At 69.7% G+C, this 14,488-nt stretch carries 13 protein-coding genes and 1 pseudogene; 8 read left to right on the plus strand and 6 right to left on the minus strand.

Annotated elements, in window-relative coordinates; translation table 11 throughout:
• The first annotated feature begins 9 nt into the window (after window positions 1-9).
• Genes ACFSKW_RS35090 through ACFSKW_RS35100 form a run of 3 tightly spaced genes read left to right on the plus strand, consistent with a single transcriptional unit; the run spans window position 10 to window position 3,424 of the window.
• Window positions 10-816, plus strand: a complete 807-nt coding sequence (locus ACFSKW_RS35090; protein ID WP_379577238.1) for a PDZ domain-containing protein — start codon at window positions 10-12, stop codon at window positions 814-816.
• Entirely contained in the window at window positions 813-2,000 is a 1,188-nt protein-coding gene (locus ACFSKW_RS35095; protein ID WP_379577240.1) for a hypothetical protein, read from the plus strand. The genes ACFSKW_RS35090 and ACFSKW_RS35095 overlap by 4 nt, the downstream gene beginning before the upstream one ends.
• On the plus strand, window positions 1,997-3,424 hold the full coding sequence (locus tag ACFSKW_RS35100; RefSeq protein ID WP_379577242.1) for an alpha/beta hydrolase family protein: 1,428 nt from the start codon (window positions 1,997-1,999) through the stop codon (window positions 3,422-3,424). Before ACFSKW_RS35095 ends, ACFSKW_RS35100 begins: the two co-directional genes overlap by 4 nt.
• A gap of 305 nt (window positions 3,425-3,729) precedes the next feature.
• On the opposite strand, the gene ACFSKW_RS35105 is transcribed toward ACFSKW_RS35100, so the two are convergent.
• From ACFSKW_RS35105 to ACFSKW_RS35125, 5 genes are all read right to left on the minus strand, one after another.
• Window positions 3,730-6,618 (minus strand): AfsR/SARP family transcriptional regulator, encoded by a 2,889-nt coding sequence (locus ACFSKW_RS35105; protein ID WP_379577243.1) that lies wholly within the window; start codon window positions 6,616-6,618, stop codon window positions 3,730-3,732.
• 833 nt (window positions 6,619-7,451) lie between these two features.
• Entirely contained in the window at window positions 7,452-8,111 is a 660-nt protein-coding gene (locus ACFSKW_RS35110) for a serine/threonine protein kinase (RefSeq protein ID WP_379577245.1), read from the minus strand.
• 97 nt (window positions 8,112-8,208) lie between these two features.
• Window positions 8,209-8,442, minus strand: a complete 234-nt coding sequence (locus ACFSKW_RS35115) for a hypothetical protein (protein WP_379577247.1) — start codon at window positions 8,440-8,442, stop codon at window positions 8,209-8,211.
• 32 nt (window positions 8,443-8,474) lie between these two features.
• Window positions 8,475-9,164, minus strand: a complete 690-nt coding sequence (locus ACFSKW_RS35120) for a response regulator (RefSeq protein ID WP_379577248.1) — start codon at window positions 9,162-9,164, stop codon at window positions 8,475-8,477.
• Complete coding sequence (locus ACFSKW_RS35125; RefSeq protein ID WP_379577250.1) at window positions 9,161-10,177, minus strand: sensor histidine kinase; 1,017 nt, start codon at window positions 10,175-10,177, stop codon at window positions 9,161-9,163. Before ACFSKW_RS35125 ends, ACFSKW_RS35120 begins: the two co-directional genes overlap by 4 nt.
• A gap of 179 nt (window positions 10,178-10,356) precedes the next feature.
• On the opposite strand from ACFSKW_RS35125, the gene ACFSKW_RS35130 reads away from it, so the two are divergent.
• The 5 genes and pseudogenes from ACFSKW_RS35130 to ACFSKW_RS35150 all read left to right on the plus strand — a co-directional run bounded on the left by ACFSKW_RS35130 (window position 10,357) and on the right by ACFSKW_RS35150 (window position 12,664).
• Window positions 10,357-11,196, plus strand: a complete 840-nt coding sequence (locus tag ACFSKW_RS35130; protein ID WP_379577252.1) for a CPBP family intramembrane glutamic endopeptidase — start codon at window positions 10,357-10,359, stop codon at window positions 11,194-11,196.
• Complete coding sequence (locus ACFSKW_RS35135) at window positions 11,193-11,372, plus strand: hypothetical protein (RefSeq protein ID WP_379577254.1); 180 nt, start codon at window positions 11,193-11,195, stop codon at window positions 11,370-11,372. Before ACFSKW_RS35130 ends, ACFSKW_RS35135 begins: the two co-directional genes overlap by 4 nt.
• A 56-nt stretch (window positions 11,373-11,428) precedes the next feature.
• Window positions 11,429-11,563, plus strand: coding sequence for a hypothetical protein (locus ACFSKW_RS35140; RefSeq protein WP_379577255.1), 135 nt, complete (start codon window positions 11,429-11,431; stop codon window positions 11,561-11,563).
• A gap of 45 nt (window positions 11,564-11,608) precedes the next feature.
• A pseudogene (locus tag ACFSKW_RS35145) lies at window positions 11,609-12,301 on the plus strand (ISAzo13 family transposase); the annotation flags it as partial.
• Between the two features lie 168 nt (window positions 12,302-12,469).
• Window positions 12,470-12,664, plus strand: a complete 195-nt coding sequence (locus ACFSKW_RS35150; RefSeq protein WP_379577257.1) for a hypothetical protein — start codon at window positions 12,470-12,472, stop codon at window positions 12,662-12,664.
• Window positions 12,665-12,795: 131 nt separating this feature from the next.
• On the opposite strand, the gene ACFSKW_RS35155 is transcribed toward ACFSKW_RS35150, so the two are convergent.
• Window positions 12,796-14,439, minus strand: a complete 1,644-nt coding sequence (locus ACFSKW_RS35155; protein ID WP_379577313.1) for a SulP family inorganic anion transporter — start codon at window positions 14,437-14,439, stop codon at window positions 12,796-12,798.
• Window positions 14,440-14,488 lie beyond the last annotated feature (49 nt).

A 14,488-nucleotide genomic window follows, 5' to 3' on the forward strand; every position in this document is an offset into this window, starting at 1 on the left:
GAGGCTCACATGGCGAATCTGCACCCATGGCCGCGCACAGAGAACACCATCGACTTCATCCAACACATTCGGGTGGCCCCAGAGGTCATCTGGCGCGAGCTCACCACCGAGGAGGGGCTGACACGGTGGCTCGGCCTGACCAGCGCGAGCATGCCGCTGGAGGAGGGCGCGCCGTTCCACCTGACCTGGGAGGCTCGCGGCAAGGTCAGCGGCGAGAAGTTCCTCCGCTTCACCGGCACGGTCCGCAAAGTGATCCCCAACCGTCTGCTGGCCCTCGACTGGATCCTCCCCTTCGGGGGAGACGTCACGCACCTGTCCCTGCAGATCCAACCCTCGTTCTCGATGTTCGGGGTGGACGTCGGGCCGGAATGCGACCTGTGGCTCATCCACTCCGGATTTCCCACACAGGGCGTCGGGTTCTTCGAGTTCGACGGTCACTCGCGTCACTGGCGGCAAGGCGTCGGCGACCTGGCCGCCCACCTCGAGGAGCGCCCGGGCAAGCCGACTCCGTACGCGCTAGCCGGACTGCAGTTCGTCGGCGGCGCACCCGACCTGGGGCTGCTGGTCTACGACGTCATCCAAGGCTCGCCCGCTGAGCAGGCCGGCATTCGTCCCAACGACATCATCAGGTCCGTCGAGGGGATGGCGTTGCACTCCCTCGACGACTTCCACGACTGGATCGACGAGCGCAAGCCAGGCGAGAGCGGCGAGTTCGAGCTGGCCGACCGCACGGTGAAGGTGACGGTCGAGAGCGTTGAGGACGCTCGCAACCGGTTGCTGATCAAGCAGGGGGACCAGTGGACGCTCAGACGGTGAGCGCCCCGGACACCGTCGGCACGATCGTCGAGGCGCCGCCGCCAGCGGTCGTCCACAGGGTCTGGGAGACGATGATCACCCTACGCGAGAGCGAGCGCGGCCCCCTGCACGTCCGGCACGCGCCGCTCCTCGCCTCCGGAGATCTCGGCGGCGGTGTCCCGATGTCGTCCATCCTGATGCCCTCGGGGCTGCGGGCGTCGCTCGTACGGTCCCTCAGGCTCGCGGACGCTGACGTCGGGCTGCGCCCCGAGGAAGCACGCGGCGGGACGAGCACGGGGCTTTCGACCCTGCGAGCCGACATCGCCGCCTTCGACGACCTGGCCCTGTCGAGGCAGGCGGAGGTGCTCGCCTGCCTCAACTGCCTGACGGAGCAGGCGGTCGCCGTCTCTCTTGTCCGTCAGTTGAGGTCCGACCATCTGCTGACCGTTCCTGGATGCCGAGTCCTGTACGAGGTGGGAAGAGTCCTTCTCCGCATGTACAACCCGCAGGCGCGCCAGGTCTTCGAGCGTATCGCTGACCTGTGCGAAGAACCCATGCTGCGAGTCCTGGCCCGCGTCCAGCTCGGCGCGATGGCCGTACGTCTGCAGGGAGACATGGACAGCGCGACCGCACACGTGAGCGCCACGTGGAGCGAATACGCGGAGGCGGAGGCCTGCTTCGACGGCTTCCTGCGCCTTCTGCTGCAGAGCCGCGCCTCCCGCCTCACCGCGCTGGTCGCGATGCGCGTAGGAGACACGGACGGCCAGTCGGCCGCCATGGAACGCTCGCTGGAGACGGCCCTGGAGCTGGAACGGATCAGCCGGAGGCGCTCCCGGTACAACCGGCTCGTCAGCGCCGAGAACATGAAGATCGTCGCGGAGTCGCACCTCAAAGCCGCCGGCGGTGTCGGCGACACCTCGGGGGTGGTGAGGTGGGCGACGACGATGCTGTCCATCGACCCGGACGACCCCGGCACCTGGCGCGACATCACGACGAACGCGGCGCGATGCGGGCTGATCACCGAAGCGGCGATCGCAACGGTCGGCATGACCTTCGTCGGAGGCACGGGCACGGTGGGCTCGGTCGAGAGAATCGTGGCCACGACGGACCGGCCTGGCTCCTCGGAGGAACTGCGCCACGAGCTGGCGGCCGCGATCGCCGGCTTGGCCGCGGCCGCCCACGCGCCCATGGCCAGGTGTCCATGATCCTGTCCCTGGGACAGCGCGCACCCAACGCCGCGTCCTCGCTCGGTCCCGACTTCGACCGGGCCCGGGTGGGGGCGCTCTCGGGCGCGGAACGCTGCCTGACGGTCTTCCAGGGACGGTTGTTCGCCGTCGGAGACCGTCACTCCGGCCGTTGGCTCTACGAGCACACGCCCGGCGGATGGCGGCGACACACGCGGGCCGGCAGCTGGCTCCATCACCTCGAGGGCGGCGCCTCGCTGCAGGCATGGGACGGCGATCCCATCTCGGGGAACGTCCTGTCGGGGTCCGCCTATGACGGCCAGAGCTGGACGGCCTCGGCCGTGGCCGCGCAACCTCGGCCGCCGCTGATCCTCCACCCGGACGCGCCGTTCGCCTACCGTGCGCGGCGCTCCTATCCCGGGATGAGTGTCTGCGAGGTCAGCGACACCAAGAGCGACGAGGTCATCGGGAGATGGCGGGCCCCGACCATGGGAGACCCGGCGTGGGAGGACGAGACGCTCTGGCTCCTGTACGAGGCCTGGCCGCGACAGGAGGTGGTGGGCTGGTCCCTCCGCTCTCGCCAGCTCACTGAACGACTGCCCCTTCCCGAGGGGGCCCTCTCGAACCTGACCGTGTCTCCGGGGCGGGCCGTCGCCGTGTGGAGCGACGCGTACACCCCCTCGTCTGTCGTCACAGCGGACAGCGTGCCGAAGCTCGTCGCGGAGCTGAACCGCCACTGCCCGTGCCCGGCCGACCAGCCGTACACCGCGCGCACCGCCTTCGTCGAAGATGCCTGCGCGATCGTGCACACGCCGCTGGGCAGCCCGATCGGCAGAATCATGATGCTGCACGGCGGGCCGCACTCCTCGGTGTGGCCCGTCTATTCGCCGCTCGTCGCCTTCCTCTGCCGCCTCGGTTGGGAGGTCGTCGCGGTCAATCCGCGCAGCAGTTCCCTGGGGTCCCGGTTCTTGCCGAACTCGTGCCGTCACGGCGTCGACGACGCGCTTGATGTGGTGAACCTGGTGGACTCCGCCGCCGACGGACTCCCCGTGGTGCTGGCCGGTTGGAGCTATGGTGCGTATCTGGCGGGAAGGGTGGTGTCCGCGGGTGGCCAGTACGCGGGCCTGGTCTCGCTGTCGGGTTTCCTGAGCCCGAAGAGCTTGGAGGCGTCGTCGCACCAGGCGGTCAAGGCGTTCCGCGAGGCACTCCCGCTTCCTGAACCGCGTCAGGAGCGTCTCGCACGCATCCCGCTGCTTGCCATCCACGGGCGAGCCGACGACCGCATCCCCCTCTCGCAGATCGTCGCCGACGCAGGCGATCACCCCGCTTACACGCTGGTTGAACTGGCAGGCGAAGGACACGGGATCATCACCGATACCGGGGCCGCGCTTGCCTACGCGAGCCTGGCGGACTGGCTCACGACCGTCGGCGGGAAACCGAGGTGACAGGCGCGCTCGATCGGACCGAGACCCTGTCGATCCACGGTGCTCTGGACCGGCGGATCCTGTTCGGCACCATGGTCGCCCGCGCTGAGCGCCGATGTGGATCCCGCCCCGGCCCGAACGACAGCGGACAGCGTCACCAACACCCCAGAGGGTGATGGCCTGTTCCCCGCAGTCGCCCCTGGCGGCGGTGGCCTGCCTGCCTCACAGCGTCCTTTCGCGGATGTATTCGCGGTCCAGCTGGACGGCCACCGCCGGTGGCCGTCCAATCGGGACCGTCGTTCGCCCGCCGTCGCCCGGGAGTAAGCTCACGCGTCGGTGAGGGCGAACCGTTGGATGTCCTCGATCCGGCTTCCGCGCGTGAAGCCCGCCGTGTAGGCCTCCTCACCGAGGACGGCCCGCGTCCGTTGCTCGGCGGCGGTGTGCAGGTCGTGGAAGGGCCGCAGCGCGGTCAGTGAGACGCCGGTGACCTGCCGCAGCCGGTGCGCGACGCCCAGCAGCTCGGCCGCCTGGTGGTGGTGCCCGGCCGCCGCGGTGGACCAGGCGAGTGCCTCCATGGCCCAGGTGGGGCCCCAGCAGTCGTCGATGTCGTACTGCCTGCGCAGCGCCTCGCGGAACAACCCGGCCGACCTGCCGACGTCGCCGTGCCGGAGCTCGGCCAGGCCGAGCGTCCACAGAGCCCACGAGTAGGCCCATCCGGCGCCGTTGGTCTCCGCCTCAGCCACATACTCGCCGGTGGCGGTGCGGGCCTGCTCGACGTCGCCGAGAACGGCGCAGCTCATCGCCCACATCATGGTGGCCATGTGGGCGTCGCCGTACCTGCCTGCGTGATGGAAGGCGGCCCTGGCCCGCGCCAGCGTCGGGATGGCGTGCGGGTCGCTGTGCACCAGCAGCGCGTGGCTGCCCTCGACGTAGGCTGTGATCGCTGACACGGCCGGATCCGCCGCGTGCCGCTCGACGGCGGGCATGTAGGCCTCGGCCGTCGAACGGTCACCCTGGACCAGCGCGCTCCACGCCAGCAGAGCGGCGGCGCTGGCGCGGTAGGAGGGCGGGTGCGGGGGAACCGCGTCGTAGGCCCGTTTCAGCCAGTGCCGCCCCTCACCGATGATCTTCGCGAAGAACCAGACGCGTGTCCTGGTGAGGTTGACGGCGATGTCAAGCCCGTGGACGGCTTCGCCAGGATCGGCGAGCGAGAAGTTCAGCGCCTCCTGGAAGTTCGGCAGCTCACGCCGGAGCCTGGACAGCCATTCGATCTCCTGCTCGCCGCACCAGCGGTCCGCGGCCTCGGCGGCCATCCGCTGGTAGTGATCGCGGTGGCGGCGGCGCAGCGGCTCCTCCATGCCGGCCTCGGCAAGCCGCTGCCTGCCGTACTGGCGCAGGGTCTCCAGCAGCCGGTAGCGGGTGCGGCGCCCATGGGCGCGCGCCAGCAGCACCGACTTGTGCACCAGCCCGGCCAGCAGGTCCCAGACGTCCGTCCGAGCGATGCCGGTACCGCTGCACACGGCTTCTGCCGCCTCCAGATCGAACCCGCCGGCGAAGACCGAAAGCCGCTCCCACAGCAGGCGTTCGGGCTCGGTGCACAGCCCGTAGCTCCATTCGATCACGTCGTTGAGCGTCTGGTGGTAGGGGGGTGTGGTCATGGCGGGCGTGGCCAGGAACCTGAACCTGTCGCCGAGGCGCTCCAGGATCTCGTCGACGGACAGTGTGCCCAGCCGTACGGCGGCCAGCTCGATGGCCAGCGGGATGCCGTCCAGCCGCCTGCACAGCTGCGCGACGCGCTCCCCGTTGTCCCTCGTGACGGCGAACTCGGGCGCCGCTGCGGCAGCGCGGTCGACCAGCAGCGCGACGGCGTCGTAATCGGTCAGCGGCCGGAGAGCGTCTCCCTCGGCGGCGGGCGCACGGGGAAGGCCGGTGGGCGTCGGGGAGAGATCGGAGGCGGGTGCGGGAGGAAGGGCGAGCGAGGGGACCAGCAGGACGTGCTCACAGGCCAGGCTCAACCGATGGCGGCTGGTCGTCAGCACCCTCAACCCCGGACAGGCTTTCAGCAGCACGTCCACCAGCGCCGCCACCGCCGTCGCCACGTGCTCGCAGTTGTCCAGCACCAGCAGCAGCCGCTTATCCCGCAGAAACTCGGTCAGGATGTCGGTGGGACGGCGCGTCGACTGGTCGCGCATCCCGAGCGCCTGCGCCACAAACCGATCCAGCAGCCGCGGCTCCGACAGCGCGGCCAGGTCGGCCAGCCAGACCCCGTCCGGAAACTCGCCGGACAGCTCGGCCCCCGCCCGCAGCGCCAGCCTGGTCTTGCCCACGCCGCCCACGCCGGTCAGCGTGATCAGCCGTTTGGTCGCGAGCAGCCTGCCGACCTCGGTCAGCTGCCGCTTCCGGCCGACGAACGTGGTCACCTCAGCAGGCAGGTTGCCGCGCGCCCGCGGGCGGCTCGGGCAGACCGTCGCGAGGTCGCCTGCGAGCAGCTGCCGGTGCAGCTCGCGCAGCTCAGCGCCCGGATCCACGCCGAGCTCCGCAGCCAGCAGCCGCCTGATCGTGTGGTAGCAGCGCAAACTCTCGCTCTGCCGTCCCGACCGGTACAGAGCCAGCATGCGCTGGGCCCAGAACCGCTCGCGCAGGGAGTGGGCAGCGGTCAGCTCGTGCAGTTCGGTCAGCAGACTCTGGTGCAGGCCGAGTGCGAGATCCGTCTCGATCCGCAACTCCAGCGCGTCCAGTCGCCGCTCGTTCAGCGCGGGGGCGACGTCGCGGCACAGGACGGCCGAGCTGATGTCCGCAAGCGCCTCTCCCCGCCACAGCCGCAGCGCCTCCCGCAGCAGTGTGGCGGCATGGTCGGCCTCATCGGCGGTGGCGGCGATCCTGGCGCGCCGTACCAGGACGTCGAATCTGAGCAGATCCAGCGCCTCGGGGTCGACGTCGATCACATACCCCAGAGGACGCGTCACCAGGGGGCACTCCTTGCCCGCGCCGAGCAGGCGGCGCAGGCGCAGCACGTAGTTCTGCAGCGTGTTGCGGGCGCCGTCGGGCGGCCTCGCGCCCCACAGGCGGTCGATCAGCGTGTCGACGGTGACGACGTCGTTGGCGTCGACGAGCAGGGCGGCGAGCAAGGTCCTGAGCTTGGCCGCGGGGACGGCCAGAGGAAGTCCATCGCGCACCACCTCGACGGGCCCCAGAATCCGGAACTCGAACGGCACAACGCATTGTAATCACATGGATGCTTAGCGTGTTGATCGAGATGGCGGTCCCGGAGCCCGTGCGGTCACTCGTCAGGGTCTGGGTGTTCTTGGGGTAGAGGACCTGTGACACGCTGGTCCCGTCCACCAGGGGTCCGTGCTGCTCGACGCCGACGATGAAGGTGCACACGACGCGCACCTGGTGCCAGTGCCTCCAGGTGTCGGGTGGGCACATCGAGCTGGATCACCGGACACGGACTGGCATCCCTGGTCGCCACCGGCCCCCTACCCCGTCAGTCGCTAGCCCATGGCGTGCCGCCGCTGACCGCTCGGTTCATCAGCGCAGGCGACAATCCCGAACAGTGCCGCCGGTCAGTCGAAGGCGGCTGGCGCCCCTGACCTCTGATCGCCGCTTCGAGTTCTCCGACACGGTGCCAACGGACATCTCGCCCCGATGACAACGCCGGCGAAGAACACTCCGAGGCCCGATATGGGGCTAACGTTGCCTGATGCGGCACTGGCTCTCATAGGATCGAGGTTAGGCGGGAAATGGTCCGTTGCCGCAGTCGGGCAAGTTTGGTATCGGCGCATAGTTATCACCGCCCGAGACGTGCGTGGCAGGGGCCCAGCCCCACGTTCCGTTGTCGCCCATGGTTCGCCAGTATTTATAGCGAGCCATGAACCCCGAGCGGGTTTCCGCATGAGGATTTTCGCCACCTTGACGTTGGCAAATGAACCAGGGGGGTCCAGCGCCGAACCCGGGCTGAGGACTCCCAGCGGGTGACTCAGTGCTCGGATCGGTGAAAATGACGGTAGGCCGAAAGACATTGCACAGCATCGTCCGCTGGCGCAGGTCAGGGACATGTGGATCGACGACGACCCGGGTGGCACGCCTGCAGCAGGTGAGTGGCGGTGTTGGTGCCCGCTGACTGGGGGTTGGATCGACGGTCCTGGGTCTCGGTCGGCTTGGGCTCCGGCGGCCTGCTCGTCGGTCGACTCGGGCCCCGGCGTCTTGGCCCACTGCACCGCCACCTTGGCCTGGCCCTGCGTGCCCAGCGGCGCCCGGTCACCCTCGGGCCGTCCGCGCCGAGGATCACGTTGTGCGGGGTGAGGCCCCTGTGGGTCACCCCCGCCAGATGCGCGGAGGTGAGCGCGGTGGGCACACCGACGGCGACGCGCTCGAGCGCGTCGTCGGTGAGCGGACCGTCGGCCTCGACGGTCTCGGCGAGGCTGCGGCCCTCGACGTGCTCGCGCACGACGTACGGCGTGCCGTCCTCGACGCCCACGTCGAACACGCGGGCCACATAGGAGCTGGAGACGCGCTTGACGCTGCGCAGCCGATCCAGGGTCTCGCTGTCATCCGCGGACTCATCCGTCAGCGGTTTGATGGCGCGCAGTTCTCCATCATCGGAGTCGCGCCCCAAGTAGACCGCGCCGCGCGGGCCCACGCCAAGGCGTCCGACGATGGCGTGGTCCCCGAAGCGCTCAGGGTCTCCTGGCGACAAGGCGTCCATGACCCACCTTTCCATGACAAATCATGATCGGAGCACATTCAATAACCACATGACTTTCGCGACACAAGCCGAACGCGGTCGACCGGCGGCAGCTGTTTCAATATTCCTGGCCGCGAATTCTCCGACGGCGTATCAAAGCGCGGGCCATCAACACGGCTGCAACGGCACCTGGACCACAATGCACCAGGAGAACGCCGGCCAGGCTGGGGCCACCCCAATCATTTCGGTATGTCGTTGAATCGAACATATCGATGACGAACGGTTCGGCGAGGGCGCGGGCGATCAGATAGGCGCCGACGATGAAGCCAAGAACCCGAAGAATCTTGCGCATGAAGCACCTTTCCACATCATGATCCATTCATTTCAGCGCTCGGCGTCGCCGGCCCAGAAACGTTCACGGTCGGCGAGGAGTCCGCGCTCCCAGGCCCACACGGCGATGCCGACCCGGTTGGCAACGCCGAGCTTGCCGGTGATGTTCGTCAGGTGCGTCTTGACGGTGCCGAGCGAGATGACCAGCTCGGCGGCGATGTCGGTGTTCGACAGCCCGCGTGCGACCAGCCCAGCGATCTCTGTTTCGCGCGGCGACAGCGGAGAGGCGTCCGATGCCGCGGCTGCGACCGGCGATCGGGCCGCGAACTGATCGAGCAGCCGGACCGTGATCGCCGGGCTCACCAGTGCCTCACCGGCTACAGCGGCTCGGATCGCCTCGGTGATCATCGCCTGACCGGACCGCTTGAGCAGGAACCCGCACGCCCCGGCCCGCAAGGCGGCATGCACGTACTCGTCGTCGTCGAAAGTGGTGACGATGACGACTCGGATGGGCTCGGCGACCGTGGCCCCGGCGAGCAGCCGGGTGACCTCCAGCCCGTTGCGGCGGGGCATCCGAATGTCGACCAGCGCGACGTCGGGCCGCAGCGCACGGCACATCATCACGGCTTGCACCCCGTCCGCAGCCTCTCCGACGACCCTCATCCCCGAACTCGCGTCCACGATCCGGCGCAGTCCACGGCGCACCCGATCCTGGTCGTCAGCGACGACCACTCGTATGGTCACGCTTCCTCCCGCGCGGGCAACTGCGCCTGGACTCGCCATCCCGGCCCGTGCCGTCCGGCCTGCACCGTGCCGCCCAGGGCCTCCACCCGGGCTGTGATCGCGAGCAGGCCCGATCCCCCGGTGGCGCGGCACATCGCCGCCGTGCCGCCGTCGTCGGTCACCCGGACCTGCACAGCTTCGGCCGCGTACCGCAGGCCGACCTGCACCGTCCGGGCACCGGCCGCGTGCCGGCGGACGTTGGTCAGCGCCTCGTCGACCACTCGGTACACAGTGTCCCCGACCTCGTCGCCGATCGACCCGCGCAGTGCGGCCGGGGAGACTTCGAAGGTGCGCCGTACGGTAACCCGCCCGGTCGCCTCGAACCGGTCTAGCAGTTCGTCGAGTTCGTCGACGTGCGCGACCCGGGCCGGGAATCCGTTCGCCGAGCGGAGCATGGCCACCGTCCGGTCCATGGAGGTGAGCGCCGACAATCCGGCGCGCTCGATCCGGTCGAGCGTCTCGGGTCCGATGGTCTCCCCTTCCGCGCGGCTGGCCTGGGCCTCCAGGACCATGCCGGTGAGGTCCTGGGCGATGACGTCGTGCAGCTCCCCGGCCAGCGCGATCCGCTCACCGCGCCGGATCTCGGCCTCGCGGCGCACCCGGCTTGCATCCCGAGCGCGGCGCAGCGCGCCCCACCCCGTCGCGCCCGCAGCTGCAAGCACGGACGCGATCTCGAAGAACGCCCACTCGGTCCCGCTCGCGTCGGAGCCGACGAGCATGCGCAGCGGCAGCGCAAGCAGGGCAGCCGGTCCGAGCACACCGCCGAGTACTGCCCGCTCCCGGGGTGCGCGGCGCACGACGGAGGCGGTCAGCATGAGCAGAATCACCCCTTCCACCAGCGGCCAGGCCCCCCACAGACCCTGAACGGGACCCGCACCGCTCACCACGACCACGGACGAGGCGGCCACCGAGGCCAGCATGAGTGCGGACGCCCAGGACTGTGCTTGCTGCCGCTGTGCGGCCATCTCGGACATGCCGGCGAGGCTAGTGCAGCACGGCGTCGCCGCACCCTCATCCGAAAGTCGGAAAGCGCCCTACCAAAGTCGGAAAGCGCCCGACCACGGCCCCGGATCCGTCCTTCGGCCGATACCGGCTCTACCCGCCGCTGGCCCACCCTTCCTGACGACCGAATCCCTTCAGGACAGGAGCTGTCATGACCCTCGCCGCGCCCCATCCGCTCTCCCGAGCGCGCGCACTGCTTACCCGCCATCCGCTCATCGCGTTCTTCGGACTGTGTTTCGTCCCTGTGTGGGCCTATGAGCTGGTGGGCATCTTGGTCTTCGACCTGCCCGTAGCCCCCTGGATGTTCGTGACACCCTTCCTCGGGCCGACCCTCGCCGCGGTCCTGGTCACCTGGGCCGGACGGGGTCGCGCGGGAGTACGCGCGCTGTTCGGCGAGGTAGTGCGATGGCGGGTGCCCGGCCGCTGGTACCTGGCGGTCTGTCTCGGTCTCCCGGTGATCCTGATGGCCTGTGTCCTGCCGCTGCCCGGGGCATGGCAGCACGCCGGACCGGTCGGCAGCGAGGTACTCCCGTGGCTGCTCGGCTTCGGGATCGTGCTTGTGCTGGGCGGCCCGCTGGGCGAGGAACCCGGGTGGCGATGCTTCGCCCATCAGCACCTGCAGCAGCGGTTCGGACCGGTTCGGGGAGCGCTGCTGCTGGGCCTGCTCTGGGGCCTGTGGCACGCGCCGCTGTCGTTGATCGAGGGCTACAACCACGCCGGTGCCGACTTGATCGGCATGGCCGTGCCGTTCGCGGCGTTCCTGATCTTCACCATCGCCATCAGCATCCCATTGGCCTGGCTGGCCAACCACACCCGCAGCGGTGTGCTGGCCATCCTCGCCCACACCTTCCTCAACGCCTCACTGCTGCCGGTGTTCTTCCCCGGCGTCGACAACTCGTTGAGCTATCTGGTGGTGCAGGACGTTGTGTTCGGCGCACTGGCCGTCGCCCTCATCGTGACGACGCGAGGTCGGCTCGGGCGCCCGGAGTGAACACCCCAGACGCGGGCACCACGCGCCTCTCCGACCACCAGCCGCCGAAGATCGACAACTCGGTGAATCTGCCGATCGACACCAAGTCCGGGCTGCCGACCGGTATCGGCCTCGGCCCCGGGGACGGCGTCAGCATCGGCACGGGGCGCGCGCTGGTGCTGAGCAGGGCAGCTTGAGCCGGTCGGGCGACCTTACGGCTGACCGCCTCCTGGGCTCGCAGGGGACGGCCGGCATGCCGATAATGCCCATGACCGGCATGGGCGGACAGGAGGAACGGCAGAAGGATCACTCGACTTGGCTGGTCGAAGAAGAGGACGTGTGGGGCAGCGCCGACCACACCGTCGCTCACACCCTCGGCGAGACTTAGGGATTGCAGACGATCAAGGATGGCTCTCGTTGCTGTGGTACGGGCATGGCGGCCGGGACTGTGACCATGCTGGGCAGCGACGTTCGAGGCGGTCTTTCCCCACCTGGATGAGCGGCAGCGGCGGTTGCTGATGGGGGCTGAAGCCCGCGCGCTGGGGCATGGCGGGATCCGCGCGGTGGCTCGCGCTGCCGAAGTTCGTGAGGTCACGGTAGCCACCGGGGTGAACGAGCTGGAGTCGGGGCCCGAGCCGCTGGGCCGGATTCGCCGCCCCGGTGGTGGACGTAAGCGGGTGGCCGACGTCAATCCCGGACTGCGGCGGGCGCTGCCGGCTCTGGTGGAGCCGGACACCTGTGGCGATCCGATGTCGCCGTTGCGGTGGACGACCATCTCGACTCGCAAGCTCGCAGTGGAGCTCACCCGCCAAGGGCACAAGGTGAGCGCCGATACCGTCGGGGATTTACTGCGCTTGGAGGGATTCAGCCTGCAGGGGCAACGCCAAGACGTTGGAGGGCCGTCGGCACCCGGATCGAGACGCCCAGTTCCGGTACATCAACGAACAGGTCAAGCAGCACCAGGCGGCCGGGGATCCCGTGGTGAGCGTCGATACCAAGAAGAAGGAGCTCATCGGCGCCTTCAAGAACGCCGGCCGGGAGTGGCGCCCTGCGGGTCAGCCGGTCGCGGTCGCCACCCATGACTTTCCCCGACCCGCACCTGGGCAGGGCTATCCCGTACGGCATCGGCCGTGGTCGCAGATGAGGCGCAAGGCCTCCTTCTGAGCCGCGGTCGGGTATCCGTCTGACATGTCGATCCCTGCTTTCAGCCGCTGCGGCCGCCGCCGTCGGAGGCGCCGACGGTGACCAGCGGCTAACCCGGTAGGCCGAATGGAAGCTAGGAGCAAACCCCTTCATGCCCACGTACCTCAAGAACCGGCTGGGCCGCGCGCTGCTCGGCGTCGCCATCACCGCAGGCGCCGTGACCGCCGTCGCCCCTGTCGCACAGGCCGCCCCACCGGCCGGTTCGGTTGTTTCGCCGGCCCCCGCGCCCACGTTCCCGCCCCCTCCGCTGACGCCCCCGCGGTGCTCGGCCGTGCCGCCCATGTGATCGACGCCAAGACCGGCAAGGTCTACTTCAGCAAGAAGGCCGATCTGCGCGTCCCGATGGCGGACTCCGTAGGCCGCCTGAGAGTCGACACCACCCCGGGCCGGCCGGTCTGTGCGCTTTCGGGACTCTCCTCAGCGGGGCGCAGCTGGGCGAGGGCCGGCGGGGACCGGCAGGATTCCAGCATGGCGGAGTTGGTCGCGGGCGGCGGCGATGGCTTCGGGGGTGGTGGCGAAGACGCGACCCGCCTGGTCTAGGTGAGCGATGACGCCAAGGGCGTGCAGGGGCTGGTGGTGGCCGTCGCGGATGCCGGAGACATAGACGGTGATGCCGCGGCGCTGCAGACGTTCGATGGCGTCGCCCAGGACCAGGGCGCCGCTGGCGTCGATGGTGGTGACGCGGGACATGCGCAAGATCACCGCGGAGACGGCGGCGACCTCTGAGAGCTCCAGCAGGAAGCGGTGGGCGGCGGCGAAGAACAATGGCCCGTCCAGCCGGTAGGCGACGATGTGCTCGGCGAGCAGGTCGTGTTCCTGCCGGTTGTGGTCGCCGGGCAGGTCGTGGGTGAGCGGCATCTCATCGAGGCGGACGTTGCGGGCGACGGCACGAAGAGCCAGCGCCCCGGCCACGATCAGACCCAGGATGACGGCTTGGACCAGGTCGAGCGCCAGCGTCGCGATCGCGGTCAGGACCAGGACCACGGCGTCGCCGCGAGTCGAGCGCATCATCGCCTTCACCGAGCCGACCTCCACCATGCGGACCGAGGTGGCCAGCAGAACGCCGGCAAGCGCGGCCAGCGGAATGCGGGCCACCACGCCGGCGGCGGTGAAGACGATGACGGCCAAGATGCCCGCGTGCGCCAGCGCGGCCAGCCGCGAGGAGGCGCCGGAGCGGACGTTGACCGCGGTGCGGGCGATGGCGCCGGTGGCCGGCACCCCGCCGAACAGCGGCGCGACGAGGTTGGCCAACCCCTGACCGAACAGCTCCCGATCCGGGTTGTGCCTGTGGTTGACGCTCATGCCGTCGGCCACCGCAGCCGACAGCAACGACTCCAGCGCGGCCAGGGCGGCGACCGCGATCGCCGGGGCGATCAGCGAACCCAGTGCGCTCACATCGAGGAAGGCCACAGACGGCGCGGGCAGCCCGGCGGGCAGGTCGCCGATCCGCGCCACCGGCAGGCCGGCCAGCTCGACGGCGAGTGTGGCCGCCGCGACGGCCAGCAGCGAGAACGGCACGGTGGGCCGCCAGCGTGCGCCCAGCAGCATCGCCACAGCCACGACCAGCGTGATCGCCGGCGCCCACCACCGTGGACTGGCGAGAAAGTCCTGCATGGCCCGCCAGGCCACACCGATGACCTTGTCCCCGTCCGGGGTCGGCACTCCCAGCGCGGCCGGGATCTGCTGCAGGCCGATCACGCAGGCGATGCCGATGGTGAAGCCTTCCACCACCGGGGCCGGTACCAGGGCCATGTACTTGCCCGCATGACCCAGTGCCAGCGCGATCAGTAGCAGCCCGGCGAGCACGCCGACCGTCAGCACCCCCGACGCGCCATGGGCGTGCATGATCGGCACCAGCACCACCGTCATCGCGCCGGTCGGTCCCGACACCTGCAGACTCGAGCCGCCGAACAACGCCGCCAGCGCACCTGCGACCACCGCGGTGGCCAGACCCGCTTCCGCGCCCAAACCGGAGGAGATGCCGAAGCCGAGCGCCAGTGGCAACGCCACGATCGCCACCGTGAGCCCGGCCAGCAGGTCACGCCGGGGGCGACGGACCATCGCGGTCAGTTCCCCACGCTCGGGCAGCACCGAAACAAGACGGGCCCAG

The organism is Nonomuraea mangrovi, assembly GCF_042681425.1.
Lineage (GTDB): Bacteria > Actinomycetota > Actinomycetes > Streptosporangiales > Streptosporangiaceae > Nonomuraea > Nonomuraea mangrovi.

What these genes read in the sequence shown, in the direction of transcription:
- ACFSKW_RS35110 (WP_379577245.1), bottom strand. Translation starts at nt 8,111, where the DNA reads ATGGACGCCTTGTCGCCAGGAGACCCTGAGCGCTTCGGGGACCACGCC.
- ACFSKW_RS35140 (WP_379577255.1), top strand. Translation starts at nt 11,429, where the DNA reads ATGCCGATAATGCCCATGACCGGCATGGGCGGACAGGAGGAACGGCAG.
- ACFSKW_RS35090 (WP_379577238.1), top strand. Translation starts at nt 10, where the DNA reads ATGGCGAATCTGCACCCATGGCCGCGCACAGAGAACACCATCGACTTC.
- ACFSKW_RS35115 (WP_379577247.1), bottom strand. Translation starts at nt 8,442, where the DNA reads ATGCGCAAGATTCTTCGGGTTCTTGGCTTCATCGTCGGCGCCTATCTG.
- ACFSKW_RS35100 (WP_379577242.1), top strand. Translation starts at nt 1,997, where the DNA reads ATGATCCTGTCCCTGGGACAGCGCGCACCCAACGCCGCGTCCTCGCTC.
- ACFSKW_RS35155 (WP_379577313.1), bottom strand. Translation starts at nt 14,439, where the DNA reads ATGGTCCGTCGCCCCCGGCGTGACCTGCTGGCCGGGCTCACGGTGGCG.
- ACFSKW_RS35150 (WP_379577257.1), top strand. Translation starts at nt 12,470, where the DNA reads ATGCCCACGTACCTCAAGAACCGGCTGGGCCGCGCGCTGCTCGGCGTC.
- ACFSKW_RS35130 (WP_379577252.1), top strand. Translation starts at nt 10,357, where the DNA reads ATGACCCTCGCCGCGCCCCATCCGCTCTCCCGAGCGCGCGCACTGCTT.
- ACFSKW_RS35125 (WP_379577250.1), bottom strand. Translation starts at nt 10,177, where the DNA reads ATGTCCGAGATGGCCGCACAGCGGCAGCAAGCACAGTCCTGGGCGTCC.